This is a genomic window from Plantibacter sp. (genome assembly GCF_059073635.1).
The window spans coordinates 1-24,242 of sequence record NZ_JCACOF010000010.1; the positions used below are offsets into that span (position 1 = coordinate 1).

The window sequence follows — 24,242 nt, forward strand, 5'->3', positions numbered from 1 at the left end:
TGCACGCTGTTGAGTTCTCAAGGATCGGATGCTCCTGCCTTTGGCCATCACGACCGCCCTGCAGGGCAACTTCTCTAACTTACCACTTCTTCGGTTCTTGTCAAGTCGAACCAGGAGCTGATCTGAGTGGACCGGAGTCCGTCTGATCCTCACCGCTTCGATGACCCGAGAGCTGGGAAGTTCCAACCTAGTCTTGAAGTGAGACGATCTCAAGTGTGAGTTTGACTCACGTGGAGATGCTCGGCTTTTGGCTGGGTATCAGTCCCACTTGAGGCCGGGAAGCTCTTCCGCTTCCCGCACCTTTGGGGTGACGAGTGATTACTTTACGCAGACCGCCAGGGGCTGGCAAATCATCGCTGCATCCCGGGCGTGTCGCCCGGATCCACGCGCTTCAGTCCCGATCAGCGTCACCGATGCCGAGGACGGCCGCTGAGCCGGAACCGGCCGCGACGACCGTCGCGACGGCGAGTGGGCTTCCGCCCCAGGCGGTGAACGAGTACTCGTCTCCGGCGGAGTCGACCGACCAACTGCGCTCGCCCGTGGTCGCGTCGATCCCGACGAGCGTGCCGTCGAGCGTGAGCAGGAGGGTCCGATCGCTGTATCCGACGAGGCTGCCCTCGGCGTCCTGCTCCTCGTATCGGATCTCACCGTCGCGAGCGCCGACCCCGGTGTATCCGCCTTCGCCGTCACCGAGCATGATCGTGTCGCCCACGGTGTAGGCGCCGTCCCAGGTGCTCGTCAGTCCGCTGCGCCACTCGACCTCGCCGGATCGCGGGTCGAGGCGGCGGACCCGCTCCCCCGACTGGTCGGCGACGACCAACAGCCCGCTCGCGTCGAGCACCACCGGCAGCGCCCCGGTCGCCTTCCAGCGCTCGGCGCCGGTGCGGTCGTCCACCCCGCGGATCGTGGTGTCGTTGCCGGAGTAGTCGATCGCGACGAGATCGCCGCCCACCTGCTGGTAGTACCAGGAGAGGTCGCCCTGCCAGTCGATGGTCGATCCGTCGTCGAGCGAGTAGACCGCACCGTCGTAGAAGAGCTTGTCGCCCGCGGTGGTCGCCCGCTCGCCGGCGTCACCGCTGACCTCCCAGACCGGGTCGGTCAGGTCCGTCGACCGGTAGCGGCCGACCGTCCCGGTGCCGTCGGCCGTGGTCGACGAGATGAGCAGGTCACCCTCGAGACCCGGGACGAACGCCGCCGGCGCGGCGAAGTCGGCGAAGCCGATCCCCTCGACACTCGAGTGCTCTTGCGAGGTGGACACCACGTGCCCGTCGCGACGGCTCACGGCCACCATGAGGTCGCCCTGACTCAGCACGATCGCGGCCGCATCGGGTGGGGAGACGACCACCGGTGCGTCGAAGCGGTCGAACTCCGGAGAGAGCTCGGTGACGCGACGGTCCCAGAGGGTGTGGCCGTTCGCCGTGTTCACCAGGGAGACCACCGTCTCGCCCGGAGCGTCGTCGAGGGCCGTCTGATCCAGTGGCCGGTCGGTCGACCACACGAGCAGCGCAGTGTTGGGGCTCGCGGTGTACCCGTTGAGGTAGAGCTCGTCGCCCGCGGCCACCTCGTCGTCCAGCGGATGCGCGAGTTCCCATGTTCCGACGGTCGGCTTCGTCGGGAGGTCGCGGAGGAGCGCGAGCCCCTCGACGCGGTGGGGAACGGCCGCGACCACGATGAGCACGACCGCGACGATCGCAGCGACCACGGCGAGTGCGAGTCCGCCGAGGAGGAACCATCGTCGGCGCGAGGGGGTCCGCTTGGCCGTGGTGGGCAACGAATCAGGGTGCCAGAGGGCGCGGGGCGCGGTCGCGGTCGCGGTCTGTTCCCCCGGTGCCTCCCCCGCGGCGCTTGCCGAAGCCGGCCCGGCCGCAACGGCTGTCGCCGCATGCAGAGCCGACGCCGGGGCCGGGTTGGTGGACTCAGCATCTGGAACCGGTGTCGGCACGGCGATCGCCGGGATCGACGTCGCGGTACTTGGCGGGCGTGGGCTCAGTGGTGTCGACGTCCGGCGACGGCAGCCGATCGGCTTCACCCGCGGGGGCATCGGTCTCGACGTGGGGTGCATCGGTCTCGACGAGGTCGCCGTCGTCGGCCGGCGTGGGCCGGTCGTCCGTCGACTCCGACTCGGGCTCGTCCGCCGATTCGTCCACCGGCTCCGGCTCTGCCGCCTCGGCCTCGGCCAGGGTCTCCACCGTCGACAGCTCGCCCGTGCGCAGCGGCAGCATGGCCCCACAACTCGGGCACACACCGTCGCGACGGTCGACGATCTCGGTCCCGCACGCCTCGCAGAGCTGCACTCGGAGCATCCCCTTCAGGTTCGATGACGACGACGATGCCGTCGTCGGCGGATCAGGCGGGCGCTCCGTCGAGGAACAGCCCGGCGAGGGTGCGCTTGCCGCGGCGCAGCACGGCCACCCCGCCCGTGAGGAACCGGTCGTCCAGGGTCGCGTCGACGTCGTCGATCTTGCGGTTGTTCACCGAGACGCCTCCCTGGGCGACCGCGCGTCGAGCCTCACCGAGGCTCGAGCACAGCTCCGTGTCGACGAGCGCCTGGATGACGAGCGTCTCCGCGGCCACCCGCGCGTTCGGCAACTCCGTGACGGCCGACCGCAGCGTGTCCGCGTCGAGTGCGTCCAGATCGCCCTGACCGAAGAGCGCGGCCGACGCGGCGATGGCCGCATCCGTCGCGGCGACCCCGTGGACGAGCGCGGTGACGGCGTAGGCGAGGGTCTTCTGCGCCTCCCGCTTGAACGGTTCCGACTCGGTCGCGGCCGCCAGTCGCTCGATCTCCACCCGATCGAGGAACGTGAACACCTTCAGCCGGGCGATGACGTCCGCATCGTCGGTGTTGACCCAGAACTGGTAGAACGCGTACGGGCTCGTCATGCTCGGGTCGAGCCAGACCGCGTTGCCTTCGCTCTTCCCGAACTTCGTGCCGTCCGAGTTCGTGATCAGCGGGGTCCCGATCGCGTGGACGGTGGCCCGCTCGACCCGGTGGATGAGGTCGGTGCCGCTCGTGAGGTTGCCCCACTGGTCGCTCCCGCCGGTCTGCAGGACGCAGCCGTATTCGCGGTACAGCTCGAGGTAGTCCATCCCCTGGAGGATCTGGTAACTGAACTCGGTGTAGCTGATCCCCGCCTCCGAGTTGAGGCGGGCACTGACCGCGTCCTTCTTCAGCATCGTGCCGACACGGTAGTGCTTGCCGATCTCCCGCAGGAAGTCGATCGCCGAGAGCGGTGCGGTCCAGTCGAGGTTGTTGACCATGCGCGCGGCGTTGTCGCCCTCGAAGCTGAGGAAGCGTTCGATCTGCGCGCGGAGCGACTGCACCCACTCGGCGACGGTGTCCGGCGTGTTCAGCGTGCGCTCGGCGGTCGGTCGTGGGTCGCCGATGAGGCCGGTCGAACCACCGACGAGCCCGAGCGGGCGGTGTCCGGCCAGCTGCAGCCGACGCATGACGAGCAGCTGGACCAGGTTGCCCAGGTGGAGGCTCGCAGCCGTCGGGTCGAACCCGCAGTAGTAGGTGATCGGCGCTCCACCGAGCAGACGCTTCAGCTCCTGCTGATCCGTCGACACGTGGACGAGCCCGCGCCAGACGAGTTCGTCCCAGACGTCCTCGAAGGTCGGATCGTTGCGCTGGTCAGGAAGAGCGAGGTTCGACACGCTTGCAAGGCTATCAGCGCGGCATCGGCTGCTGGATCGGGCGCATCGGCACCGGCGCGATCGCGGCGACCGTGACGTGCAGGAATTCCTCTCATTCGTCAGAGTTGTGGAAATACCTGCACGTTGCGACTAGGGTGATCGAGCCGACCCACCGCCGAGAGGAGAGCCGTGTACGTGCTGACCGTCGATCAGATCGCGAGCCGGACCGGCCCTGATCGCGCCGCCGGTGTCATCGAGTCGATCAACGACCGGTTCTCGGAGAGCCTGCTCCTCCAGGCCGAACGCACGGCGGGCGACGAGTTCCAGCTCGCCACCGAGGACGCCGAGGTCGCGCTCGCCATCGCCCTCGACCTCCTCCGGGATCGCGGCTGGAGCGTGGGCATCGGACAAGGCGACGTCCGGCGTCCGCTCCCCGATTCAACCCGAGCCGCGACCGGTCAGGCCTTCTACGCCGCGCGGGAGGCCGTCACGCGGGCCAAGCGGGCGCCCTTCCGGTTCGCGCTCGAGGCGGCCGACCAGCAGGGCGGCGCCGACGTCGAAGCGCTCATCGTGCTCCTCCTCCACCTCCGCGACCGGCGGACCGCCGGCGGATGGGAGGTCGCCGACCTGCTCGCGGCCGGCGTGACCCAGTCCGAGGCCGCGGCACGACTCGGCATCACCGAGAGTTCGGTCAGTCGCCGGGTCGCGGCCGCCGGAGTCCGAGCCGAAGCCGCGGCGACCACCGCGCTCATCCGCCTCCTGGCGAAGCTCGACCAGGACGCCTCCGTGCACCACCCCGACGACCGAAAGGACGAGCGATGAACCTCGTCACGCTCACGCCCATCACCTGGCCGACCGTCATCGGCCTCCTCGGAAGCGCGCTCGTCTTCCTCCTGCTGGCCCGGGTGCTGAGCGCGCGTCTCGCGGATCGTCTCATGGTCGTGGCGGCGGCCCTCATGGTGATCGGGGCCCTCCTGGTCGCGCTCGTCCCCTCGGTTCCGCCGACCGGTCCGGCACTCGTGCTCCTCGGCGTCTTCGTCCTCGCCGTCGCGGTCGCCGGCGGTGGTCCGGTCGCCTCCTTCGTCCTCGCCCTCGCGACGAAGGGCAGCGTCGCCCCCGGGATCCACGGCGGCATCCTCGTGGAGCACCGGAACCCGAGCGCCTCGCAGGTCGTCGGACGTCCGATCGAAGTGCTGCGCGGCGGGACCGCGATCGGGATCCTCGAACGGCTCGCCCTCGTCGCCGCGTTGTTCTCCGGCTATCCGGAGGCGATCGCGGTCATCGTCGCGGTGAAGGGTGTCGGACGCTTCACCGAACTCGACTCGGCCGAGGCGCGCGAGCGGTTCATCATCGGCTCGCTCGCCAGCCTCCTCTGGGCTGCCGGGGTGGCGTCGATCCTGCTGCTCGCGCGAGGCTGAGCCGGCGGGTCAGTCCACGGCCCTGGGCGACCGGCGGTAGGGCGAGACGGTCGTCTCCCCCGGGAGCACGAACCGCCACGGGTAGGCGGCTCCCCCACCGACCCCGCTGACGCCCGTCCGCGGACCGGCCGCCGAGGCGAGCGGGCGCTCGGGCAGGAGCAGGTCGAAGGGCGGCTCGGCGAGGTCGTCACCCGACTGGTCGAGCGCGATCCCGAGCGCCACGGTGAGCCGCGCCGGTCCTCTGGCCAGGTCGCGATCCGGCACCCGTTCACCGCGTCGCAGCCGCGCGAGCTCCAGGCCCGCGACGACCTCGCCGGCGCGCAGGAGGACGGCCGACGCCGTGCCGACCGGTGAGCACACGACGTTGATGCAGACGTGCATGCCGTAGCTGAAGTACGCGTACAGATGCCCGGGCGGACCGAACATCGGACTCGTGCGCGGGGTCGGACCACGGTGCGCATGGGATCCGGGATCCTCGCCGACCCCGAGATAGGCCTCGACCTCGGTGAGACGGACCGACACGGTGCCCTCGGGCGTCGTGTGGGACAGCACCGCTCCGAGCAGCGCGGGCGCGACCTCGAGGGCCGATCCCGAGGTCAGCGCCCGCAGCGGACCGGCCGTCGTCATCGGACCCCGCCCCGTCTAGAGCGAGAGGGCCTGCGACAGCGCGCCCACCCGCCCGACGAGCGTCACGAGCTGGTCCTGGACCCGCTCCGGCGCAGTCCCACCGGCGCCGAGTCGGCTACCGATCGAGCCGTCGACGGTCAGGACGCTCCGCACGGCCGGCGTGAGATGTTCCGAGACACCCGCCAGTGCGGCGTCGTCGGGTTCGTCGAGTGCAAGGCCGCGCTCCTCGCAGTACCGCACGAGCTCGCCGCTGATCTCGTGAGCGTCGCGGAAGGCGACACCCTGCTTGACGAGCCACTCGGCGACGTCCGTCGCGAGGGAGAACCCCTCCGGTGCGAGCTCGCGCAGCCGTGCCGTGTCGAAGCGGAGCGTCGCCACCATCCCGGTGAACGCCGGCAGCAACACCTCGAGCTGGTTCACGGAGTCGAACACCGGCTCCTTGTCCTCCTGCAGGTCGCGGTTGTACGCGAGCGGCAGCGCCTTCAGCGTCGCCAGCAACCCGGTCAGGTTCCCGATGAGTCGCCCGGACTTCCCGCGGGCGAGTTCGGCGATGTCGGGGTTCTTCTTCTGCGGCATGATGCTCGAGCCGGTCGAGTAGGCGTCGTCGAGGGTCACGAACCCGAACTCGCGGGTGTTCCAGACGATGATCTCCTCGGCGAACCGGGACAGGTTGATCCCGATCAGCGAGGTGATGAACGCGAACTCGGCGACCACGTCGCGGCTGGCGGTGGCGTCGATCGAGTTCTCGGTCGGCCGGTCGAGCCCGAGCTCGTGCGCGACGAGCACCGGGTCGAGACCGAGGGAACTGCCGGCGAGCGCTCCGGAACCGTACGGCGAGGCGCTCGCCCGGGCGAGCCAGTCGCGGAGCCGTTCCAGGTCGCGGGTGAGCGGCCAGGCGTGCGCGAGCAGCTGGTGGGCGAGCAACACCGGCTGGGCGTGCTGCAGGTGCGTGCGGCCGGGCATCACCGCGTCCGGGTGTGCTTCGGCCTGGGAGACGATCGCGTCGATCAGGTGGATGACGTCGCGGGCGATCACCCGTCCGTGATCGATGAGGTAGAGGCGCACGAGCGTCGCGATCTGGTCGTTCCGGCTCCGTCCGGCGCGCAGCTTCCCACCGAGTTCCTTGCCGGCCCGTTCGACGAGCCCGCGTTCCAGCGCCGAGTGGACGTCCTCATCGCTCTCCGCCGCGACGAACGTCCCGTCGGCCACGTCGGCGTCCAGGACGTCGAGGGCGGCGAGCATCCCGCGAAGCTCGTCCTCGTCGAGGTACCCCGCCGACGCGAGCGCCTTGGCGTGGGCACGGGAGCCCGCGATGTCGTATGCGGCGAGGACCCAGTCGAACTGTGTGGACTTGCTCAGACGGGCGAGTTCCGGCGACGGTCCGCTCGCGAAGCGTCCACCCCAGAGGGCCCCGGATTCGCCTGCTCGGTTCTGCTGATCTGCCACGATGGGCCTCCTGTACTGCTGGCGTCCGGAGTGCTCCGGACTGGTCGGTCGGCCGCAGCCGGGGAAGGGTCAGGCCGCGGAGCCGGCGTGCTGCTGCTCGAGCAGCCACACGAGCAGGGCCTTCTGCGCGTGGAGGCGGTTCTCCGCCTCGTCCCAGATGATGCTCTGCGCCCCGTCGATGACCTCGGCCTCGACCTCGAAGCCGCGATCGGCGGGCAGGCAGTGCATGAAGACGGCGTCGGACGCTGCGAGCCCCATGAGCCTGCGGTCGACCCGGTAGCCGCCGAAGATGGCGACGCGTTGCGCCTTCTCGTCCTCCTTGCCCATCGACACCCAGGTGTCGGTGATCATCACGTCGGCATCCGCCGCCGCAGTGTCGGGGTCGGTGGTCACGAGCACGGAGCCGCCCGTCGTCGCGGCGATGCGCTCCGCGTCGGCGACGACGTCCGCAGCCGGGGCGAACTCGGCCGGGGCGGCGATGCGGACGTGCATCCCCGCCGTCGCGCCGGCCAACAGGTAGGAGTGGGCCATGTTGCTCGCTCCGTCGCCGAAGAACGACATCGTCAGACCGGCGAGCTCGCCCTTGTGCTCGCGGATCGTGAGGAGGTCGGCGAGGAGCTGGCACGGGTGGAAGTCGTCGGACAGCGCGTTGACGACGGGCACGGTCGTCCCGGCCGAGATCTCCTCGAGACCGGACTGGGCGTAGGTCCGCCAGACGATCGCCGCGACCTGACGTTCGAGGACGCGAGCGGTGTCGGCGGCCGTCTCCTTGCCGCCGAGCTGGCTGTTGGCCGTCGAGATGATGAGCGGTGATCCGCCGAGGTCGGCGATCCCCACGGCGAAGGAGACGCGTGTCCGCGTCGAGGACTTGTCGAAGATGACCGCGACGGTCTGCGGGCCTTCGAGCGGCTTGCGCGACCAGCGGTCGCGCTTCAGCTCGGTGGCGAGGTCGAGGATCTCGGCCTGCTCGGCCGGGCTGAGGTCGTCGTCGCGGAGGAAGTGACGGGTCATGGCTGGTGGTCCTGTTCGTGTGGGTCGATGGCCGGTCAGGCCTGGACGGCGTCGAGCGCCGCGCGGAAGAGGGAGGTGAACTCGTCGATCTCGGCGTCGCCGATGATGAGCGGCGGCGCGATCCGGATGCTCGTCGCGTTCGGGGCGTTGATGATGAGCCCTCGGTCGAACGCCGCGGCCGACAGCTCGGCCGCCACCGGGGCGCTCAAGCCGATGCCGATGAGCAGCCCGTGTCCGCGGACCTCCTCGACGAGCGGGGAACCGATGGCGGTGATGACGGCCCGCAACTGCTCACCGCGCGCGGCGGCGTTCTGCACGAGACCGGCGCGCTCGATCTCCTCGAGCACCGCGTTCGCCGTCGCGGTCGCGAGCGGGTTGCCGCCGAAGGTGCTGCCGTGCTGGCCGGGTCCGAACAGCTCGGAGGCGGCGCCGAAGGTGACGAGGGCGCCGATCGGCATGCCACCGCCGATCCCCTTGGCGACGGTGATCGCGTCCGGGACGATGCCGTCCCGCTGGAACGCGAACCACTCCCCCGTCCGACCGGCCCCGGTCTGGATCTCGTCGATGATGAGCAGCACGCCGTGTGCCTCGGTGAGTGCCCTGGCACGGGCGAGGTAGCCCTCCGGCAGGTCGATGACGCCGGCTTCGCCCTTGATCGGTTCGAGGATCAGCGCGGCGACCCGGTCGTCGATCGCCGCCTCGAGTGCCTCGATCGTGGTCGGGATGTGCTCGACGCCGCCCGGGAGCGGGTGGAACCCCTCCTGCAGGGCAGGCTTGCCGGTCAGGGCGAGCGCGCCGAAGGTCCGCCCGTGGAAGGAGTTCTCCAGGGTGAGGACCCGGGTCCGCGATCCGTCGCCGTGGTTGAGTCGGGCGAGCTTGAACGCCGCCTCGTTCGCCTCGGCACCGGAGTTCGCGAAGTACACCCGACCGCCCTCGTCCGCTCCGGCGAGACGCTTCAGTCGGGCCGCGAGCTCGAGCTGCGGCGGACTCGAGAAGTAGTTGGAGACGTGCGCGAGCGTGCTCGCCTGTCGCGTGATCGCACCGACGAACGCCGGATGCGCATGTCCCAGTGCGTTCACCGCGATGCCCGCGAGGAAGTCGAGGTAGCGGTTGCCCTCGGCGTCCCAGACATGGCATCCCTCACCGCGCGTCAGCATGGCGATCGGCGTGTTGAACGTGCGCATCATGTCGCGGTCGACGCGGCTCTTCCAGTCGCTCATGAGTCCTCCGGGACGACCTCGGTGCCGGAGCCGTTCTGGGTGAACACCTCGAGCAGGATGGAGTGGGGTACGCGGCCGTCGATGATGGCAGCCTTGGCGACCCCGCCGTCGACGGCGTCGAGGCAGGCGGTCATCTTCGGGATCATGCCCGATTCGAGCGTGGGCAGCATGGCTCGGAGCTCACTCGTCGTGATCTGCGAGACGAGCGAGTCGCGGTTGGGCCAGTCGCTGTACAGCCCGGCGACATCGGTCAGGATGACGAGCTTCGCGGCACCGAGTGCCACGGCGAGCGCCGCGGCGGCCGCATCGGCGTTCACGTTGAGCGTCTGGCCGGGCTGGTCGAGGTCGGGGGCGATCGAGGAGACCACCGGGATGTTGCCGGCGTCGAGGTAGGCCTGCACCGAGGTGGGGTCGACGCTGACGACGTCGCCGACGAGCCCGATGTCCACGGTCTCGCCGTCGACGACGATCGAGCGACGACGCCCGCCGAACAGGCCCGCGTCCTCGCCGGACAGTCCTGCGGCGAGCGGGCCGTGTTCGTTGATCCGCCCCACGAGCTCGGGGTTGACCTGACCGGTGAGGACCATGCGGACGACCTCCATGGCCTCGGGCGTCGTGACCCGGTACCCGCCGCGGAACTCGCTGTGGATGTCGAGCCGCTCGAGCATCGCGGAGATCTGCGGGCCGCCACCGTGCACGACGACGGGCTTGAGCCCCGCGTAGCGCAGGTAGACCATGTCCTCCGCGAACGCCTGCGCGAGCTCGTCGCTCACCATCGCGTTGCCGCCGAACTTGACGACGATCGTCTGGTCGCGGAAGGTCTTCAGCCAGGGAAGCGACTCGATGAGGGTGGCGGCCTTGATCGCCGCCTCCTCGGGAGAGTTGTCTCGATACTGGGTCATCATCAGCTCGCGTACGCGCTGTTCTCGTGCACGTAGTCGTGCGTGAGGTCGTTCGTCCAGATGGTGGCTCCCGTGTCACCGGCGTGGAGGTCGATGAGCACGTGCACGGCGCGCGGTGAGAGGTCGACGAGGTCGCGCGACTGATCCGGCTCGCCGGCGGTGCACACCTGGACGCCGTTCATGGCCACGTCGATCCCGTACGGGTCGAACTCGGCGCCCGTGGTCCCGACGGCCGCGAGCACCCGGCCCCAGTTCGGGTCGTTGCCGAAGATGGCCGCCTTGAAGAGGTTGCTGCGGGAGACCGCGCGGGCGACCTCGACCGCGTCGTCCTCGGACACCGCGCCGACGACCTCGATCGCGACGTCGTGGGCCGCGCCCTCGGCATCGGCTTGCAATTGCAGGGTGAGGTCGCGGCACACCTCCGTCAGCGCCTCGGTGAAGGCGGACAGCTCCGGGGTGACGCCGCTCGACCCGGACGCGAGGAGCGACACCGTGTCGTTGGTGGACATGCAGCCGTCGGAGTCGAGGCGGTCGAAGGTGACACGGGTCGCGCTGCGGAGCGCCTGGTCGAGCTGCGCCGGCTCGAGCACAGCGTCGGTCGTGATGACGACGAGCATCGTCGCGAGCCCGGGGGCGAGCATGCCCGCACCCTTCGCCATGCCGCCGACGGTCCATCCGTCCGCGCTCCGAACGGCCTGTTTCGGCTTCGTGTCGGTCGTCATGATCGCGGTCGCCGCGGCGAGGCCGGCCGCTTCGCTCGCACCGTCCTCGTCGGCGACCGCGCGGGTGGCGTCCCAGACGCCCGCGGTCAGCTTGTCGAGGTCGAGCTGTTCGCCGATGAGCCCCGTGGAGCAGACGAGGACGTCGCCGGCCGAGATCGCGAGTCGCTCTGCGACGGCCTCCGCGGTCGCGTGCGTCGTCTGGAAACCGCGCGTCCCCGTGTAGCAGTTCGCGCCGCCGGAGTTCAGGACGATCGCCGAGACGATGCCGTCCTGCATGACCTGCTCGCTCCAGAGGATCGGGTTGGCCTTGCACCGGTTGCTCGTGAACACCGTCGCCGCGTGCTGCAGCGGACCGACGTTGTGGACCACCGCGAGGTCGAGGCCCCCGGAGGTCTTGAGGCCGCAGGCGACGCCCGCCGCGAGGAACCCTGCTGCTGCTGTCACACTCACGGTGCCACTCCATTCACACTCAAGCCGGTCGTCTCGGGGAGCCCGAGCGCGATGTTCGCCGATTGGATCGCCGCGCCGGCGGTCCCCTTCACGAGGTTGTCGACGGCGGTCACGACGACGACCCGTCCCACCGTCTCGTCGACGGCGAGTCCGATCAGCGCGGTGTTGGCGCCGAGGACGTCGGCCGTCCGGGGGAACGAGCCCTCGGGCAGCACCTGGACGAACGGCTCGTCGGCGTAGGCCGTCTCCCAGGCCTCGCGGACCGCTGCCGCCGTGGTGCCCGGGACGATGCGTGCCGTCGAGGTGGCCAGGATGCCGCGCGACATCGGGACGATGACCGGGGTGAACGAGATGGACGCGCGATCGGCACCGGCCGCCCGGAGGCTCTGCGTGATCTCGGGGATGTGCCGGTGGGTACCGCCGACGGCGTACGGGTTGGCCGTGCCGAGCACCTCGCTCGCGAGCAGGTTGACCTTCAGGCTCTTCCCCGCGCCGGACGGCCCGACGGCGAGCACGGAGACGAGGTCGAGCGGCTCGATCACCCCCGCGGCGATGCCGGGCGCGAGGGACAGGGCGACGGTGCTCGCGTTGCATCCGGGAGCGGCGATCCGCTTGGCGCCCACGAGAGCGTCGCGCCCCCGACCGGTGGACGTCTGGAGCTCCGGCACACCGTAGGCCCAGGCGCCGAAGTAGTCGCCGCCGTAGAAGGCGTCCCAGTCGGCTTCGTCGACGAGCCGGTGGTCGGCTCCGCAGTCGACGACGAGGGTCTCCGGTGGAAGCGATGCCGTGACCTCACCCGACTTGCCGTGCGGCAGGGCGAGGAAGACGACGTCGTGTCCCGCGAGCACCTCCGGCGTCGTCGCCTCGAGGACGAGATGCCGGAGTGAGCGGAGGTGTGGCTGGTGGTCGACGAGCGGTTGACCGGCGTTCGCGTGCGCGGTCACCGTCCGGACGTCGAAGTCGGGGTGGTCGGCGAGCAGCCGAAGCAGCTCGCCTCCTGCGTAGCCGGATGCTCCGGCCACCGCTACAGAGAAGGACATGGCTCTACCTTATTGAGTGGACGCTCGAGGGGCGGAGGCGGCGACTCCTGGACGACTGCACGGTCACCTGGACCGTGCGAGCACCGGGGTCGCCTATCGTCGCTCTGCGGTAGCGCGTGCGGACACGGGACGGCGGAGGGCGCGGAGCGTGATCGCCCGCGAAGAACCCTGTGCCTGGAAACGTGCCATGTCGAGAGCGTACTACGACGACGAGGATGCCGACGAATCCGCGCCCGGCGCAGCCCGCTCCGCGATGAGCGCGGCCTGGACCCGCGACCGTGCGTCGAGCTTCACGAGGATCCGGGACACGTGCGTCCGGGCCGTCGCCTCCGACAGCCCGAGCGCGGTCGCGATCCCCGCGTTGCTCAGTCCCTCGCGCAGCTGCTCGAGGACCTCACGCTCCCGCGGTGTCAGCGTGGCCAGACCGGGGTGCGGCAGCGCCGGCTCCGGCACGACCGGAGGTCTGGCCGCGGCGAGACGTTCGAGGACTCGGCGGGTCACCTCAGGGGCGAGCACCGCCTCGCCCGCATGCACTCGTCGGATCGCGTCGACGAGGCCGGCAGCGGAGACCGTCTTCACCAGGAAGGCGTTCGCCCCGGCCGCCAGCGCCTCGTCGACGTACCGGTCGAGCGCGAAGGTCGTGAGCATGATGATGCTCGGCGGCGGGGTGGCCGCAGCGAGGATGGCCGGGATCGCGTCGATCCCGGAGGCACGCGGCATCTGGACGTCGAGCAGCACGACGTCCGGTCGGTGTCGCACGGCTTGCGCGACGACGGCCTCCCCGTCCGCCGCCTCGGCGACGACCAGGATGTCGTCCGGCTCGTCGAGCAGCGCTCCCAGACCCGCTCTGACGGCGGCATGGTCGTCCGCGATGAGGACCGTGATGGTCATGACGCCCCTCCTGCGGTGACGACCGCGGGGGTGGTCGGTGACACGGGGCTCGGCACGGTGAGCGCCGTCCGCCAGTCCGGACCGTCCGGCCCCGCGACGAGGTCGCCTCCGATCAGACGTGCCCGCTCGGCCAGGCCGACGAGGCCGACCCCACCGGACCCGGCGAGCACCGAAGACGAGGTCGCCGTCGGCAGCGGGTTGCTGAGCGTGACGGACAGGGCACCGGGCGGGAGCGAGACCTCGACCCGGACGGAGGCACCCGGTGCGTGCTTCGCGGTGTTCGTCAGGCCTTCGACGAGCGTGCGGAGCCCGACGATCGAGGTCTGCGCGGGGACCTCGGCGAGCGCCGCGTCGTCCGGTGCCCGTACCTCCACCTCCAGTCCGTTGGCACGGGCGACCTCGACCGCGCGGCGGACCGACTCGGCCGTGAGTCGGTCTGGTGCCTGGGTCGGGTCGTCGGCCGACTGGTCACCGCGGAGCACGTCGATCATGGTGCGCATGTCGGCGAGCGCGTCGAGACTGCTCGTCCGGACGAGTGCGAGGCTGCGCCGCAGCGCCACCGGGTCGGTGCCGTCGCGTCGTTCCAGGGCCGCCGCCGACTGCATCGCGATCGCCGAGAGGTGACCGGCGATGACGTCGTGCAGCTCCCGGCTGAGCTCGAGCCGTTCACGGGTCACGGCGTCCTGCCGGAGCGCAGCCGCCGCCTGGGCGATCGTGTCCGCGCGCTCGCGCTGGCGTTCGGCCTCGAGACGGGGGTACCGGACCATCCTGCCGTACCAGATCGAGCTCGCCAGGATGACCGGGACGATGATGAGCGAGCCGAGGACCACGCCGCGACCGAGCCGGGTGACGGCCTCGACGTCGTCGGTGAACCAGATCACCGCGAAGACACCGACGGACACGACGGCGAGCGCGGTGCAGGCGAACGCGGCGACGTCCATGACCCGGGACCGCGAGTAGAGCGCCGCCGCATAGGCGAGGTCGGACACGACGATGAGCATCCCGAGGCCGCTGCCTCCGGTGGTGAGCGCCTCGGCGAGGGCGATCAGGACGCCGACGGCCAGCGTGGTCAACGGGCGTCGACGGCGGAGCAGGTGCACCGCCAGGATGGCCGCGAGGAAGACGAGGGTGAGGAGGAGCGGCGGTTCCGACACGGTCGTCCCCCAGGGGACATGGATCCCGAGGAGGGCGAACAGGAGTCCCATGGCCGCGCACACCGTGGTGATGACCGGCTCGCGGTGTCGATCCACCCATGCGCGCGGTCCTTCGAGAGCAGCCATACCTCCATCACACCAGCTCGCGCCGCGCGGCGCGAGCGTCGGAGGGACGAGCCCGCGTACGCAGTTCCGCTGACCCCGTCGCCGGAGGATCAGCAGCACGGTCGATGTGGCACGGCATCACCCCGCGACACCATCGGAACATGGACAGCTTCACTGAACTCTTCGGCACGAGCCCACTCATCTGGGCCATCCTCGGCGCGGAGGCCGCGTTCTGGATCCTCCTCTTCGGCGGACTCGCGGTGCGCTACCTCCTCCGGCGGCGCCGGCTCAGCGCGATCATGTTGATCGGTGTACCGGTCGTGGACCTCGTCCTCCTGGTCCTGACCGCGACCGACCTCGCGTCCGGCGAGGAGCCCAACGTCACGCACCTCCTCGCGACCATCTACCTGGGCTTCACGGTGGCGTTCGGCCACGCGCTCATCACGAAGGCGGACGTCTGGTTCGCACACCGGTTCGCCGGCGGTCCAGCACCGCGGCCGAAGCCGAAGTCCGGGCCCGCGTACGTCCGGGCCGCCTGGTCGGAGTGGCGTCGGGTGGTCCTCGCCGTCGCGATCGCGGTCGCCGGGCTCCTCGCGATGCAGGCCATGGTCGGCTGGACCGTCCCCGCGTCCTTCGCCCTCGCGAACGAGGACGTCATCTGGGGCATGATCATCAAGCTCGTCGCGATCACCGGCATCTGGTTCGCCGCAGGCCCGGTGTACGCCGTCCTCTTCCGGAGCTCCGCGCCCGCGCCTGACACCACGGAGCGGGTTTCGGATTCCGTTCCGACATCTCAGGGGCGTCCCTAACGGCGCTCTATCTCATATCTGAGATAGAGTGACGACATGGAAGACACGGCAACGTTTGAACGAACGGACCCTGCGGCACCGCTCCGGCAGGTCGGAGCACTCATCCGCGGCGCCCGTCAGGGACGCAAACTCACCCAGGCCCAGCTGGCGGAACGCGTCGGCACGAGCCAGAGCGCGATCAACCGGATCGAGCAGGGCAGTCAGAACATCAGCATCGACCTCCTGAGCCGGATCAGCACCGCGCTCGAGAGTGAGATCGTCAGTTTCGGCGAACAGAAGAAGAACTCGCACCTCCGCGTCCAGGGCGGCCGACAGCTGCACGGGACCATCGCGGTGCGTTCGAGCAAGAACGCCTCGGTCGCGCTCCTGTGCGCCGCGCTCATGAACCGCGGCCGCACCACGCTGCACGGCATCGCCCGGATCGTCGAGGTCGACCGCATCATCGACGTCCTGCGCAGCCTGGGCGTCTCCGTGGTCTGGTCGCCCGACGGCCAGGACGTCGAGATCCACGTCCCGGACGACCTCTCACTCGAGAGCATCGACGAGGACGCCGGTCGCCGGACCCGCAGTGTGCTCATGTTCCTCGGTCCGCTGCTCGGCCGTTACGACACCTTCGCCCTCCCCTACGCCGGTGGTTGCGACCTCGGGACCCGCACCGTCGAACCGCACCTCATCGCGCTCCGGCCGTTCGGCCTGTCCATCGAGGCGACCGCCGGCTGGTACCAGGCCACCGTCGCCCCCGACGTACCCGAGGAGCTGAGCGTCGTGCTCACCGAGCGCGGCGACACCGTGACCGAGAACGCCATCATGGCCGCCGCGGTGCGCGACGGCGTGACGACCATCCGCAACGCCAGCCCGAACTACATGGTGCAGGACCTGTGCTTCTACCTGGAGCTCCTCGGCATCACCATCGAGGGCATCGGGAGCACGACGCTCCGGATCACCGGCCGCAGCGTCATCAACGAGGACGTGGACTACTGGCCGAGTGAGGACCCGGTGGAGGCGATGAGTCTGCTCACCGCGGGGATCGTCACCGACTCGGAGATCACCGTCACGCGCGTGCCGATCGAGTTCATGGAGATCGAGCTCGCGACGCTCGGCGAGATGGGACTGCGCTACACCCGCTCCCCCGAGTACGCGGCCGCGAACGGCCGCACCCGTCTCGTCGACGTCACCGTGCACCCCTCGAAGCTGCACGCCCCGATCGACAAGATCCACCCCATGCCGTTCCCGGGGCTCAACATCGACAACCTCCCGTTCTTCGCGGTCATCGCGGCCTGCGCCGAGGGCGACACGCTCATCCACGACTGGGTGTACGAGGGCAGGGCGATCCACCTCACCGACCTGACGCGACTCGGCGCGAACGTCCGCCTGCGCGACCCGCACCGCATCGACGTCTCCGGGCCGACGCACTGGTCCGGCGCCGAGGTGAGCTGCCCTCCCGCGCTGCGACCGGCCGTCGTCATCCTGCTCGCCATGCTCGCCGCGAAGGGCACGAGCGTGCTCCGGAACGTCGACATCATCGCTCGCGGGTACGAGCAGCTGCAGGAGCGGCTCATCACCCTGGGTGCGTCGATCGAGACCTTCCGCGACTGAGTCGTCCCGTCCGACGGACGCGGCCCCGCAGATCGTCGATCCGCGGGGCCGCTGTCGTCCGGTACGACCGGCTCAGTCCCGGATGCTCGCGCCGAAGCGCTCGGCCGCCACTGCCGCGCCGGCGAGCTTCGCGTCGCTCGCCTCCGCCGCGGTGAGCGTGCGGTCCGGCGCGCGGAACCGCAGCGCGAAGGTCAGGCTCTTGCCACCCTCGGGCACGCCCGAACCGCGATAGTCGTCGACGAGGCGGATGTGCTCGAGCAGCGAACCGGCTCCGACCCGGACGGCGTCGAGGACCTCACCGGCCGAGACCGTCGCGGGGACGAGCAGCGAGAGGTCCTGCGTCGCAGCGGGAAGGGTTCCGATGCCGACGGCCTCGGGCAGTGCGTCGCCGAGCGCGATGATGCGATCCAGGTCGAGTTCCGCGACCGCCACGACGCGCGGCAGGTTCGCCTCCTCGGCGACGGCCGGGTGCACCTCCCCCGCGTACCCCACCAGGACGTCGCCGACGTGCAAGCGCCGCGGTCCGTCCGGGGTGCAGTGCCTGGTGGCTGCCCTGCGAGACGGTGATGTCGACACCGGTCGCCACCGCGACGGCCTGGACGGCCTCGAGCGCGTCGGCGATACCGGCCGCGACGGCGGGCTGGCCCGGCTGCTTCGCGACGGCGTTGCCGACCGCGAGGAATCCGAGATGACGCGGTTGGGCCGGGACGCCCGCCTCGAGCTCCTCGAGCTGGGCCTCGCTCGGACGGACCGCCGCCTGCGGGAGTTCGGCCTGGCCGAACGCGCCGTGACGGGACGGACGGAACACCGCGCCGACCTCGAAGATCGAGAGGTCGGTCAGACCGCGCGAGACGTTCCGGTGGGCCACCGCGAGGAGACCGGGCAGGATCGACGCGCGGAGGAAGGGGGCCTTCGCGTCGAGCGGGTTCGCGAGCTTCACGGCTGGGAACGCACCCGGCTGCGGAGCGCCGAACCGCGCGTTCTCCTCGGCGGAGACGAACGGATAGGCCAACACCTCGGTCGCGCCGCCGTAGGCGAGCGCATCGGCGACCCCACGGCGCAACCGCTGCGAACGCGAGAGCCCACGTCCCGGAGGCGCGACGGGGAGCACCGACGGGATGCGGTCGTATCCGAGGATCCGCGCCACCTCCTCGGCGAGGTCCTCCTTGCCGGTGATGTCGTGGCGCCAGCTCGGCGGCGTCACGAGCAGGCCGCCATCGGTCGCCTCGACGGCCGCGCCGATCTCGGCGAGCGCGGATCGTGTCTCGTCCGCTCCGAACGTGACGCCGATGAGGCCGTTGATGTAGTCGTCGGGGAGCAGGATCGGCTCGCGATCCGGCGCCGTGGTGACGGTGGAGCCGAGGTCGTCCGTCCGGCCACCGGCCAGGTCGACGAGCAACTGCGCGACGCGACCGGCGGCCGCGACGGCGATCTGCGGATCGACACCGCGCTCGAACCGCTTCGAGGCCTCGCTCGGCAGCTTGTGGCGGCGCGCGCTCCGCGCGATGGACACCTGGTCGAAGTTCGCGGCCTCGATGAGGACGTTGCGCGTGGCATCGGTGATCTCGGTGTCGAGGCCACCCATCACGCCCGCGAGCCCGATCGGGCCCGAGTCGTCGGTGATCAGCAGGTCCTCGTCGTGGAGCTTCCGCTCCTGGCCGTCGAGCGTGACGAAGGTCTCGCCGGACCGCGCGCGCCGGACGACGATGCCGCCCGTGAGCTTGTCGAGGTCGTACCCGTGGATCGGCTGTCCGAGCTCGAGCATGACGTAGTTCGTGATGTCGACGACGAGCGACAGCGAGCGGATGCCGGCGAGCTTCAACCGCGCCACCATCCACGGCGGGGTCGGCTTCGTCGGGTCGACGTCGCGCACGACGCGGGTGACGAAGACGCTCGACCCGACGCGATCGCGGATCGGCGCCGCATCCTCGATCGTGACGGGGAAGCCGTCGAGTGGCCCGGTGAACGCCTCGGGGACGCTCGCCGCCGGGTCGCGGAAGGCCGCACCGGTCGCGTGCGAGTACTCGCGTGCGACCCCTCGGATCGAGAACGCGTAGCCGCGATCGGGCGTCACGTTGAGCTCGACCGCAGCGTCGTCGAGACCGAGCAGGCTGATCGCGTCGGTGCCGACGGGTGCCTCGACCCCGATCGTCGAGAGGCGCAGGATCCCGTCGTGGTCCTCACCGAGACCGAGCTCGCGAGCCGAGGCGATCATGCCGTCGGACACGTGGCCGTAGGTCTTGCGAGCGGCGATCGGGAACGGACCGGGCAGCACGGCGCCGGGCAGGGTGACGACCACCTGGTCGCCGACGAAGAAGTTGCCGGCACCGCAGACGATGCCCCGCACGGCGCCCTCGGCGTCACCCTCGGCGACGCGGACCTGGCACCAGCGGATGGTCTTGCCGTTGGACTGCGGCTCCTCGACGTACTCGAGGACCTCGCCGACCACGATGGGACCGGTCAGCTCGAAGCGGTGGACGTCCTCCTCCTCGAGCCCGACGCGCACGAGCGCGGCGTGGACGTCTTCGGGGGTGGTCCCCGGGGCGAGTTCGACGAACTCCCCGAGCCAGCTCAATGGAACACGCACGACTACACCACCATCCCGAACTGCTGGGAGAAGCGGACGTCGCCCTCCACCATCTCTCGCATGTCCTGCACGCCGTCGCGCAGCATCAGACCGCGCTCGACGCCCATCCCGAAGGCGAAGCCCGAGTAGACCTCGGGGTCGATACCGGCGGACCGGAGCACGTTCGGGTTGATCATGCCGCACCCACCCCACTCGATCCAGCGCGGTCCGTCCTTGAAGGTCGGGTGCCAGAAGTCGAGCTCGGCGCTCGGCTCGGTGAAGGGGAAGTAGCTGGGACGCAGGCGGACCTTCGCGTCGTCACCGAAGACGCTCTTCACGAAGTGGTCGAGCGTTCCGCGCAGGTGCGCCATCGTCAGGCCCTTGTCGACGGCGAGACCCTCGAACTGCATGAAGACGGGCGTGTGCGTCGCGTCGAGCTCGTCCGTGCGGTAGACGCGCCCGGGGGCGAGCACGTACACGGGGAGCTCGCGCTCGAGCAGCGAGCGCACCTGGACCGGCGACGTGTGCGTCCGCAGGACGAGGTGCGACTCCAGCGGCTCCACGAAGAAGGTGTCCTGCATCGCGCGGGCCGGGTGGTCGGCGTCGAAGTTCAGGGCGTCGAAGTTGAACCACTCGCTCTCGACCTCGGGCCCCTCGGCGATCTCCCACCCCATGCCGACGAAGATGTCGGACACGCGGTCCTGGAGGAGCGTGAGGGGGTGCCGGGCACCGGGCACGCGACGCAGCGGCACGGCGGTGACGTCGATCGCCTCGGCTGCGAGTCGTGCCTCCGTCTCTGCGGCGACGATCTCGCCCTCGCGCTCGCTCAACGCCTTCGAGACGCGCCCGCGGGCCTGACCGACCAGCTTGCCGAGCGCGGCCTTCTGGTCGTTCGGCACGCTGCGGAGCGACCCGTTGAGGGCGGCGAGCGGTGACGCTTCGCCGGCGTGGGCTGATCGGACCGCTTTCAGGGCGGCCGAGTCGGTGGCTGCGGCGATCGCTTCGAGAGCGGCGTCGACCGCGGCGTTCACCGCTGGTTCGGAGATTGGGGATGCGTCGGACACGAGAGCCAAGTCTACCCAGGCGGTCGGCCCACATGGGCGACCGTCCTCGCCCCGACGGCGGCCCGATCGCCTGGGCTCCGTCGGGACGACGTCAGATGCTCGCGCCGGACGACTGGTTCCCCGCCTGGATGCCGAGGATCTTGGTCGTCGTGTCCTCCGTCACGGCCTGTTCCTTCGGCGTCCGCGGCGACCGTCGGGTACGCACCTCGACGATCTTCGCGACGCCCGAGAGGATCAGGCAGAGCACGATGTAGATCGAGCCCATCACGATGATCGAGGGGATGATCGGGCTGCCGTAGAGCGCCTGCGACCCGAACTGCTTCGCGAGGTAGAGGAGCTCCTGATAGGTGATCAGGAAGCCGAGTGCCGTGTCCTTGAGGGCGACGACGAGCTGGGCGATGATCACCGGCAGCATCGCGCGGATCGCCTGCGGGAACAGGATGAGGCGCAGGACGGCGGACTTCCGCAGGCCGATGGCGTAGGCGGCCTCGCCCTGCCCCTTCGGCAGCGACTCGATGCCCGCTCGGAAGATCTCGGAGAACACCGCGCCGTTGTACAGCGTCAGCGCGATGGCGACGGCGACGAACGGCGTCACGAAGGTGAAGCCGAGGGGCGGCAGCCCGTAGTACATGAGCATCATCAGGATGAGGACCGGGACCGCCCGGAAGAACTCGATGAAGATCGTGAAGGGGACGCTGATGATCTTGTGGTCGGACAGTCGGCCGATCGCCAGCACCAGTCCGAGGACGACGCTGCAGACGGCGGCGACCGCGAACGCGGACAGGGTCGCACCCGTCGCCTGGAGGATCTGCTCCCAGACGCGCGGGAAGGTGAAGAGCTTCCACTTCGAGGCGGTGAACTGTCCGGTCTCGATGAAGCGGAAGACGACGAAGGCGAGGATGCCGGCGACGACGAGCACCGTCGCCGCACCGATCCAGCGATAGCGGACGATGGCCTTCGGGCCGGGGGTGTCGAACAGGACGGAGCTCATCGCGCGATCCTCCACTTCTTCTCGAAGGCCCGTTGGGCGAGGGACAGGAGGGACACGAGGGCCACGAAGATGAGGGCGACCCACAGGAGACCGACGAGCAGCGGCTCACCGCGCTCTGACAGGTTCGCGCGGATCGCGCCCGCTTCGGCGACGGAGAAGCCGGCGGCGACCGTCGTGTTCTTGAGTAGGGCGATGAGCACGCTGAACAGCGGAGGCAGCACGGCACGGAACGCCTGCGGCAGGATGACGAGCGTCATGGTCTGTCCGAACGGCAGCCCGATCGCGCGTGCGGCCTCGGCCTGACCGATCGGCACCGTGTTGACGCCGGACCGCAGGACCTCTGCGACGTAGGTCGCGGTGTAGAGGCTCAGCCCGATGATCGCGAGCGTCGTGTAGCTCACTTCGGGGAGCCCGAGCTTCGGGTAGCCGAAGGCGAAGAAGAAGAGGATGAGGGTCAGCGGGGTGTTGCGCACCGTGTTGACGTACACGGTGCCGAAGAGGCGCATCGCCGGGACCGGCGAGACCCGCATGGCACCGACGATGGTGCCGAGGATGAGCGCGAAGAACCCCGACACCACGAAGAGCAGCAGGGTGTTGCGGAAGCCCGTGACGAAGAGGTCGAGGTTGTCGAGCAGGACGTTCATGTCGCGCACGCCTTTCGGGAGGGGGACGCCCCTGGCGGGCGCCTGGGCGGAGTCGACGGGACAGCTCCCCCGGACGGCCGCTGGTCGGCGGCCGCCCGGGGCGCTGCTTAGTAGTCGTCGACCGCCGGCTGGGTCACCTTGGTGCCGGAGGCGCCGAGGGTGGCGTCGTAGATCTTGGTCCAGGTGTCGCCGCCATCGGTGAACATCGTGTTGATGAAGTGGCGGAGGGCGTCGTCACCCTTCGGCAGACCGATGCCGTACAGCTCGGTGCTGAACGGCTCGCCCACGACCTTGAGGTCGTCGGGGAACTGCGCCGCGTACCCGATCAGGATCGCCTGGTCGGTCGTGACCGCGTCGACCTTGCCGTCGTTCAGGGCCTCGACACACTGCGAGTAGGTGTCGAACTCCTCCGTCTTGGTGTCGGGGAAGTTGTCCTTGATGTTCTGGATGGGCGTGGAGCCCGTCGCCGAACACACGGTCTTGCCGGCGAGGTCGTCCTCGCCCTTGATGTCGTCGTTGTCCGCGGCGACGAGCAGGCCCTGGCCGGTCTCGAAGTACGGTCCGGCGAAGTCGATCTGCTCCTTGCGCTTGTCGGTGATCGAGTAGGTGCCGACGTAGTAGTCGATGTCACCGTTCACGATGGCCGATTCGCGGTTGGCGCTCGGGATCGCCTTGAACTCGATCTTGTCGGCGTCGAAGCCGAGCGACGCGGCGATCCAGGTGGCCATCTCGACGTCGAAGCCGGAACGCTCGCCGGTGGCGGCGTCGAGGTATCCGAGACCGGGCTGGTCCTCCTTGACGCCGATGCGGACCTTGTCGGCCTTCACCATCGCGTCGTACGTGGGGCTGCCCTCGAGCTGGACGTCGGAGGCGACCTCGAAGAGTGCGCCGCCGTCGGACGCGCCGTCGGTCGATCCGGTGCCGGCGTCGCCGCCGCTGCACCCGCTGAGCGCGAGCGCTGCTGCAGCGACTCCCGCGGTGATGAACATGAGCCTCTTGCGCATGTTTTCCTTCCTTCCTTGGTGCCCGGGACGGGCCGATCGGTTGGTCAGTTCCGGGTCGCCGCGCGGGTCGCGCGATCCGGAGTCGGATGGGTCAGTGGGTGAGGAGCTTCGACAGGAAGTCCTTCGCCCGCTCGGACTGCGGGTTCGTGAAGAACGACTCGGGGTCGGTGTCCTCGAGGATCTCGCCGTCGGCCATGAACACGACGCGGTCGGCGGCCTTCCTGGCGAAGCCCATCTCGTGGGTGACGACGATCATCGTCATGCCCTCACTGGCGAGCTGCACCATGACGTCGAGGACCTCGTTGATCATCTCGGGGTCGAGGGCCGAGGTCGGCTCGTCGAACAGCATGACCTTCGGCTTCATCGCGAGGGCGCGGGCGATCGCCACGCGCTGCTGCTGCCCGCCGGACAACTGTGCCGGCAGCTTGTCCGCCTGCACGCCGATGCCGACGCGCTCGAGCAGCACCTTCGCCGCATCGTCGGCGTCGCGCTTCTTCTGCTTGCGCACCTTGATCGGGCCGAGGGTGACGTTCTCGCGGATCGTCTTGTGCGCGAACAGGTTGAACGACTGGAACACCATGCCGACGTCGGCGCGCAGCTCGGCGAGCTGCTTGCCCTCCTCCGGCAGTTTCTTGCCGTCGATCCGGATCTCCCCCGAGCTGATCGTCTCGAGCCGGTTGATCGTCCGGCAGAGGGTCGACTTGCCGGACCCGGACGGTCCGATCACGACGACGACCTCACCCTTGTTGACGGTGAGGTTGATGTCCTTCAGGGCGTGGAACTCGCCGTAGTGCTTCTCGACGTTCTCCATGACGACGAGGGGCTCGCCGCGCCCTGCCTGGATCGGGTTGCTCGTGGTCTCGTATGCGCCGGCGGCACCATGCGAGGCTGCTGCATCGGGTTCCGTCGGGCCGGAGTTCGGGGACACTGTTGGCTCCATGTAACC

At 69.9% G+C, this 24,242-nt stretch carries 21 protein-coding genes and 1 pseudogene; 4 read left to right on the forward strand and 18 right to left on the reverse strand.

All coding sequences use genetic code 11. From position 1 onward, the window contains the following. Positions 1 to 391: 391 nt before the first annotated feature. From AC5JOC_RS12235 to tyrS, 3 genes are all read right to left on the reverse strand, one after another. Positions 392 to 1,771: an outer membrane protein assembly factor BamB family protein gene (locus AC5JOC_RS12235; RefSeq protein ID WP_494246493.1), complete on the reverse strand. Its 1,380-nt coding sequence runs from the start codon at positions 1,769 to 1,771 to the stop codon at positions 392 to 394. 145 nt (positions 1,772 to 1,916) lie between these two features. After that, positions 1,917 to 2,303: a hypothetical protein gene (locus tag AC5JOC_RS12240; RefSeq protein WP_494246495.1), complete on the reverse strand. Its 387-nt coding sequence runs from the start codon at positions 2,301 to 2,303 to the stop codon at positions 1,917 to 1,919. Between the two features lie 43 nt (positions 2,304 to 2,346). Next, on the reverse strand, positions 2,347 to 3,657 hold the full coding sequence (gene tyrS / locus AC5JOC_RS12245) for a tyrosine--tRNA ligase (protein ID WP_121291724.1): 1,311 nt from the start codon (positions 3,655 to 3,657) through the stop codon (positions 2,347 to 2,349). Positions 3,658 to 3,825: 168 nt separating this feature from the next. Here tyrS and AC5JOC_RS12250 point away from each other — a divergent pair, with 168 nt between their 5' ends. Then, complete coding sequence (locus AC5JOC_RS12250) at positions 3,826 to 4,458, forward strand: DNA-binding protein (protein ID WP_494246497.1); 633 nt, start codon at positions 3,826 to 3,828, stop codon at positions 4,456 to 4,458. Then, entirely contained in the window at positions 4,455 to 5,054 is a 600-nt protein-coding gene (locus AC5JOC_RS12255) for a hypothetical protein (protein ID WP_159879019.1), read from the forward strand. Before AC5JOC_RS12250 ends, AC5JOC_RS12255 begins: the two co-directional genes overlap by 4 nt. A 9-nt stretch (positions 5,055 to 5,063) precedes the next feature. On the opposite strand, the gene AC5JOC_RS12260 is transcribed toward AC5JOC_RS12255, so the two are convergent. From AC5JOC_RS12260 to AC5JOC_RS12300, 9 genes are all read right to left on the reverse strand, one after another. Further along, positions 5,064 to 5,681: a DNA-3-methyladenine glycosylase gene (locus tag AC5JOC_RS12260; protein ID WP_494246498.1), complete on the reverse strand. Its 618-nt coding sequence runs from the start codon at positions 5,679 to 5,681 to the stop codon at positions 5,064 to 5,066. Positions 5,682 to 5,696: 15 nt separating this feature from the next. Next, positions 5,697 to 7,127, reverse strand: coding sequence for an argininosuccinate lyase (argH, locus tag AC5JOC_RS12265; protein WP_137243205.1), 1,431 nt, complete (start codon positions 7,125 to 7,127; stop codon positions 5,697 to 5,699). A gap of 69 nt (positions 7,128 to 7,196) precedes the next feature. After that, on the reverse strand, positions 7,197 to 8,138 hold the full coding sequence (gene argF, locus AC5JOC_RS12270; RefSeq protein ID WP_064294412.1) for an ornithine carbamoyltransferase: 942 nt from the start codon (positions 8,136 to 8,138) through the stop codon (positions 7,197 to 7,199). Positions 8,139 to 8,173: 35 nt separating this feature from the next. Beyond that, the gene (locus tag AC5JOC_RS12275) at positions 8,174 to 9,358 is read right to left on the reverse strand and encodes an acetylornithine transaminase (protein ID WP_079707057.1); all 1,185 of its coding nucleotides are present in this window, start codon (positions 9,356 to 9,358) and stop codon (positions 8,174 to 8,176) included. Next, the gene (argB, locus tag AC5JOC_RS12280; protein ID WP_079707058.1) at positions 9,355 to 10,260 is read right to left on the reverse strand and encodes an acetylglutamate kinase; all 906 of its coding nucleotides are present in this window, start codon (positions 10,258 to 10,260) and stop codon (positions 9,355 to 9,357) included. Before argB ends, AC5JOC_RS12275 begins: the two co-directional genes overlap by 4 nt. Positions 10,261 to 10,262: 2 nt before the next feature. Further along, positions 10,263 to 11,432 carry a bifunctional glutamate N-acetyltransferase/amino-acid acetyltransferase ArgJ gene (gene argJ / locus AC5JOC_RS12285; protein ID WP_086473853.1) on the reverse strand — a complete coding sequence of 390 codons (1,170 nt, stop codon included), beginning with the start codon at positions 11,430 to 11,432 and terminating at the stop codon, positions 10,263 to 10,265. Beyond that, positions 11,429 to 12,472 carry an N-acetyl-gamma-glutamyl-phosphate reductase gene (argC, locus tag AC5JOC_RS12290; protein WP_064294415.1) on the reverse strand — a complete coding sequence of 348 codons (1,044 nt, stop codon included), beginning with the start codon at positions 12,470 to 12,472 and terminating at the stop codon, positions 11,429 to 11,431. Before argC ends, argJ begins: the two co-directional genes overlap by 4 nt. 201 nt (positions 12,473 to 12,673) lie before the next feature. Next, entirely contained in the window at positions 12,674 to 13,363 is a 690-nt protein-coding gene (locus AC5JOC_RS12295) for a response regulator (protein WP_192006523.1), read from the reverse strand. Further along, complete coding sequence (locus tag AC5JOC_RS12300; RefSeq protein ID WP_494246499.1) at positions 13,360 to 14,643, reverse strand: sensor histidine kinase; 1,284 nt, start codon at positions 14,641 to 14,643, stop codon at positions 13,360 to 13,362. The genes AC5JOC_RS12295 and AC5JOC_RS12300 overlap by 4 nt, the downstream gene beginning before the upstream one ends. Before the next feature lie 140 nt (positions 14,644 to 14,783). Here AC5JOC_RS12300 and AC5JOC_RS12305 point away from each other — a divergent pair, with 140 nt between their 5' ends. Together AC5JOC_RS12305 and AC5JOC_RS12310 are read left to right on the forward strand one after the other, a co-directional pair. Then, positions 14,784 to 15,431 (forward strand): hypothetical protein, encoded by a 648-nt coding sequence (locus AC5JOC_RS12305; RefSeq protein ID WP_494246500.1) that lies wholly within the window; start codon positions 14,784 to 14,786, stop codon positions 15,429 to 15,431. A gap of 36 nt (positions 15,432 to 15,467) precedes the next feature. Beyond that, entirely contained in the window at positions 15,468 to 17,027 is a 1,560-nt protein-coding gene (locus AC5JOC_RS12310; protein WP_124769494.1) for a helix-turn-helix domain-containing protein, read from the forward strand. 72 nt (positions 17,028 to 17,099) lie between these two features. Here the strand turns inward: AC5JOC_RS12310 and pheT are convergent. From pheT to AC5JOC_RS12340, 6 genes and pseudogenes are all read right to left on the reverse strand, one after another. After that, positions 17,100 to 19,614, reverse strand: a pseudogene (gene pheT, locus AC5JOC_RS12315) (phenylalanine--tRNA ligase subunit beta). 2 nt (positions 19,615 to 19,616) lie between these two features. After that, positions 19,617 to 20,657 carry a phenylalanine--tRNA ligase subunit alpha gene (pheS, locus tag AC5JOC_RS12320; RefSeq protein ID WP_064294511.1) on the reverse strand — a complete coding sequence of 347 codons (1,041 nt, stop codon included), beginning with the start codon at positions 20,655 to 20,657 and terminating at the stop codon, positions 19,617 to 19,619. A 91-nt stretch (positions 20,658 to 20,748) separates the two neighbouring features. Further along, on the reverse strand, positions 20,749 to 21,648 hold the full coding sequence (locus tag AC5JOC_RS12325) for an amino acid ABC transporter permease (RefSeq protein WP_138944586.1): 900 nt from the start codon (positions 21,646 to 21,648) through the stop codon (positions 20,749 to 20,751). After that, the gene (locus AC5JOC_RS12330; protein WP_124769498.1) at positions 21,645 to 22,292 is read right to left on the reverse strand and encodes an amino acid ABC transporter permease; all 648 of its coding nucleotides are present in this window, start codon (positions 22,290 to 22,292) and stop codon (positions 21,645 to 21,647) included. The genes AC5JOC_RS12325 and AC5JOC_RS12330 overlap by 4 nt, the downstream gene beginning before the upstream one ends. Before the next feature lie 107 nt (positions 22,293 to 22,399). Further along, positions 22,400 to 23,296 (reverse strand): glutamate ABC transporter substrate-binding protein, encoded by an 897-nt coding sequence (locus AC5JOC_RS12335; protein ID WP_079707066.1) that lies wholly within the window; start codon positions 23,294 to 23,296, stop codon positions 22,400 to 22,402. Positions 23,297 to 23,387: 91 nt separating this feature from the next. Further along, positions 23,388 to 24,107: an amino acid ABC transporter ATP-binding protein gene (locus AC5JOC_RS12340; protein WP_079707380.1), complete on the reverse strand. Its 720-nt coding sequence runs from the start codon at positions 24,105 to 24,107 to the stop codon at positions 23,388 to 23,390. Positions 24,108 to 24,242 lie beyond the last annotated feature (135 nt).